Annotated in this window: 3 protein-coding genes and 1 pseudogene; 2 read left to right on the top strand and 2 right to left on the bottom strand. The window is 69.9% G+C overall.

Annotation, left to right across the window (positions count from 1 at the left end):
- Positions 1–936: NAD-dependent epimerase/dehydratase family protein (locus JF597_RS00160; RefSeq protein WP_293986475.1), on the bottom strand; the 936-nt coding region annotated here is incomplete at its 3' end.
- 579 nt (positions 937–1,515) lie between these two features.
- Here JF597_RS00160 and JF597_RS00155 point away from each other — a divergent pair.
- Positions 1,516–2,415, top strand: a complete 900-nt coding sequence (locus tag JF597_RS00155) for a hypothetical protein (RefSeq protein WP_293986473.1) — start codon at positions 1,516–1,518, stop codon at positions 2,413–2,415.
- A gap of 231 nt (positions 2,416–2,646) precedes the next feature.
- On the opposite strand, the gene JF597_RS00150 is transcribed toward JF597_RS00155, so the two are convergent.
- The gene (locus JF597_RS00150) at positions 2,647–3,462 is read right to left on the bottom strand and encodes an oxidoreductase (protein ID WP_293986471.1); all 816 of its coding nucleotides are present in this window, start codon (positions 3,460–3,462) and stop codon (positions 2,647–2,649) included.
- A gap of 303 nt (positions 3,463–3,765) precedes the next feature.
- Here JF597_RS00150 and JF597_RS00145 point away from each other — a divergent pair.
- Positions 3,766–4,072 (top strand): annotated as a pseudogene (locus JF597_RS00145) (hypothetical protein); the annotation flags it as partial.

Genomic DNA, 4,072 nt, shown 5'->3' with positions numbered 1-4,072 from the left:
GAGGCCCAGTGCGGCGGCGCGTTGGTGGTCGAACACGGCCGGCCATGAGCCGACGATCGCTTCGACCGCCGGGTCGGGGGCGACGGTGACCCGGTCGGCCACGGCGTCACCGGCCACGTGCCGCAGGGTCGCGAGCATGTCGGCGACCGAGACGGTCAGTGCGGGCAGGTTGACCGGCAGCGGGCCGTCCAGGCGCCCCGGTCCGGTGCCGCGTTCCGCCTCGGCGACGCGGAGGATTCCCGCCACCGTGCGCCGAGGTGAGGACAGGGCCACCTTCAGGCCGGGATCCACCGGACAATGGGCGGGCAGGCCCGCGAGCGGCTCGCGCACGATGCCGGACAGGAAGCCGGAAGCGGCCGCGTTGGGCCTGCCAGGCCGTACCGCCACCGTCATGAGCCGCACGACACGCCCGTCGATGAAGCCGCGGCGGGTGCAGTCCGCGATCAGCTGTTCGCACATCAGCTTCTGGGTGCCGTAACTCGATCGCGGGACCGGCAGCGTCGTCTCGCTGACCGCCGGTGGCAGCGGGAGGCCGGGGTGGGAGCCGTAGACGGCGACACTGCTGGCGAACAGCATCCGCACCACCGGCCCGCCCGACCGGGACTGCGCCCGCGCCGCCTCCAGCAGCGCGCGCGTGGCGTCCACGTTGGCGCGCATCCCGAGATCGAAGTCCGCCTCGCACTCGGCCGATACCGCGGCGGCGAGATGGAACAGCACGTCCACCGGCTCGGCGAAGACCGTGTCCAGGTGCTCGAGCAGTTCCCCGTGCACCAACTGGACCGGCGCCCCGGCACCTTGCGAGTCGTCGGGCCAGGCCACACGGTCGACCAGCACCAGACGCCCGATCGGCACACCGCCGAAGGCGCCCGTCCGCAGCAACGCGCCGACCAGTAACCGTCCGAGGAACCCGGCCGCACCTGTCACGACGATTCTCAACCGTTCATCTCCTCCGAAGGCGGCTCGTCCCATCGATGTCGTACCCCGCTCGGCCCCGGCAACCGCCGGTTCCGAGGGCCCTCGACGGGTGGTCGCGTCACGCTGTACTACGTTACGACTGTGATCGACTACGACGCCGACGGATCGGACGACGAACGCGCCGGGAACGACTTCCGCGGCGAACGTGCCGTGGGGCACGCCGAGTTCATCGCCGAGGACAGAAATTCGCTCGCCGCATGATCGAGGGCGACATCGGTTGGTCCCCGCCACTCACGTCGGACACTTCCTGAACGTATCCGCATTCTGTCGTCGCCGCCTGCGGATACCAGGGCAGAACTCGCAAGCCAGGACGCCTGCCTGTGCCGAACTGGTGAAAGATTGACGGGACTTGTGAAGAGCGACAAGAATGCGGCTCGCTCGCTGTCACTGAAGCGAGCGAAGTGACGCGAGTGGCTCAGACACGGGTTGTATTCCCACTCTCCGCCTGCCGCAGCTGCTCGCGTCCTGCCACCTCCCACACTCACGAATCCGCCAGGACATATCTTGACGCGCCTTTCACGCTCCAGAACGTCGGCCGCTGTGGCCGCAACCGCCTTCATCGCCACTGCCACTCCCCTGTTCGGGGCCGCTGCCGCCAGTGCCACACCCGCGGGCGGCTGCCAGACGGCCACGGTCCAGTACCGCTTCGTCGACGCCGCCGGAAAGCCGGTCGACGCCGACTGGACCTCTCAGGGCGGCTTCCACCAGTGGTCCTCCGCCCCCGGCACCGTCGAGGTGCGACTGGCTCCGGGTCAGACGGTCGGCAAGGGCTGCAAGTACCCGGTCTCACTGGCCGAATACACCACCGAGGGACCCAACTGGTACACCTCCGGTCTCCAGACCCTCGTCGACCACGCCACGGTCTATCTCGGTGCCGACGACCTCCCCGGCGCCGACGACGCCAAGCGGACCTGGCAGAAGCTCACGGTGAAGACGCCGGACTGCTACGGGCAGATCGACCTGTACGGCGACGACGTCATCTACGACGGCGGGTCGGGCGAGGGTCACGGACCCGCGCCCTACCAGCCCGACAACGTCGTCACGCCCTACCACCTGATCGCGGCGTGGAACGGCGGCGACAAGTCGTGCACCCCCGAACAGCCGAACTCCCCCACTCCCCCGGCCTCCCCCTCCACACCGGACAGCCCGAGCAGCCCGAGCAGCCCGCCCGCCAGCCAGCCGCCGGCGGACGAAACGACTCCGCCCGCCACGGCCACGACCCCGCCTCCCAGCTCCTCCACTCCGCCCACCACCCCGGACGTCCCTCCGCTGGAGTCGACGCCCCCGACCTCCCCGGCGCCCTCGCCCAGCGACAGCACCCCGCCGCTGGCCGAGACCGGTTCGAACGCGCCCGTCGGCCTGATAGCCGGCGGCGCGGCCACGGTGATCGCCCTCGGCGCGGCCGCCCTCTACGGAAGCCGCCGCACACGGCGCTCGTGACCAGGACCGCAGCCGGTACCGCCACGCGCTGAGGCATCCGGCAGTCTCGCCCCAGGCACCTGACACACCCGGTCGACCGGGACAGGGGCCTGGGGCGAGACGTTGTCGTGTGCGCGGCGCCGGCCCGGGCGCCCGGGCCCACCACGGCTCCGACGCACCTGCGGCACGACGACCGTGCGGGAGGGAGCCGGCAGGGGGACGGGCGGGCGGCGAAGCCGTCGCTCTTGGATGTCAGGCGGGCATGCGGTTGTTCTTGCGGATCTGCTTGTCGAACGCTCCGGCGGGAACGAGGCGGCGCGCCTTGGTGACGCGGGAGGCCAGCGGGCCGGCGGTGTAGCGCAGCTTCGGCTTCTTGTCGGTGGCCGCGGTGACGATCGTTTTGGCGACGACGGCGGGGTCGTCCCCCGCCTTCATCGCCTCCGCGACCACCTCGTCGAAGACGCGGCGTCGCTCCGCGTACAGCGGCAGCGGGGTGTCGGGCTGCGCGGCGTTGGTGTCGAAGCTGGTCTTGGTGTAGGCGGGCTGGACGAGCAGGACACGGATGCCGTGCTCGCGGACCTCGTGGTCCAGCGACTCGGAGTACCCCTCGAGGGCGTGCTTCGACGCGACGTAGAGGGCCATGAAGGGCTGGGGCGCGACCCCCAGAACGGACGAGATGTTGATGACGCGTCCGCCGCCCTGGGCACGCATGTGCGGCAGCACGGCCTTCGTCATACGGATGACACCGAGGACGTTGATGTTCAGGACGCTCTGGGCCTGGGCGACGGAGTTCTCCTCGACAGCGCCCGCCGCACCGATGCCCGCGTTGTTGACCAGGACGTCGATGCGTCCGAACCGGTCGATCACCTCTGCGACCGCGGCGGTGGCCGAGTCGTCACTTCCGACGTCGAGGTCTAGGTACGTCACCCCGGCGGGCGGGGTGAGCCCGGAGGTCTTGCGTCCGGTTCCGATCACCTCGAAGCCCGCCGCGACGAAGGCGCGGGCCGTCTCCTTGCCGATCCCTGACGAGGCACCTGTCACGAGCGCCACCGGCTGAGTTGTCGTCATCACGATCTCCTTTGAATTACGGCCGTATGTATTACGTTCATACGACCATAGAGTCGTCGTCGGCTGATGGCAAGTGCTCGCGTCCGGCAATCCGAGAACCGGGGGGTGCGGCACAGGAAGGATGACGGCCGGACTCATGTGAGTACGGTCATAATCCAAATCCCGCCAGACCCTTGCTCGCGAGTCGACTCGCTGCTTATTGTCTTATGGTCGTACTACAAAACCCATGAGCGCTTGCCGCAACCCTCTCCCCGAAAGGGACTTCCCATGAAGTCGCTGGTCTCGCCGAAGCTGAAGCCGGGGATGGTAGACGAGGCGCTGCAGGTGGAGCGCACGAAGACCGGTACGCTGCGCGCCCCCGGCACCCCGGGCCCTCTCGCCTCCTTCGCCCGGTTCGTCCTCTTCGGCGGCGGTGTCGGGGTCGCTTCCAGTGCCGCGGTGGCGGGACTCGCCGGGCTGATGCCCTGGGCTGCGGCGAACGCGGTGATCACCGTCGCCTCCACGGCCCTCGGCACGGAACTCCACGCACGCTTCACCTTCGGCACAGGGCGCGCCGGATGGCGCGGACACTGGCAGTCGGCGGGGTCGGCCGCGGCAGCCTTCGCGGTGA

The sequence above is a fragment of the Streptomyces sp. genome, assembly GCF_019510245.1.
GTDB lineage: Bacteria > Actinomycetota > Actinomycetes > Streptomycetales > Streptomycetaceae > Streptomyces.
Note: the sequence above shows the minus strand (reverse complement) of the source record. Positions and strands in the feature narration are given on the sequence as shown.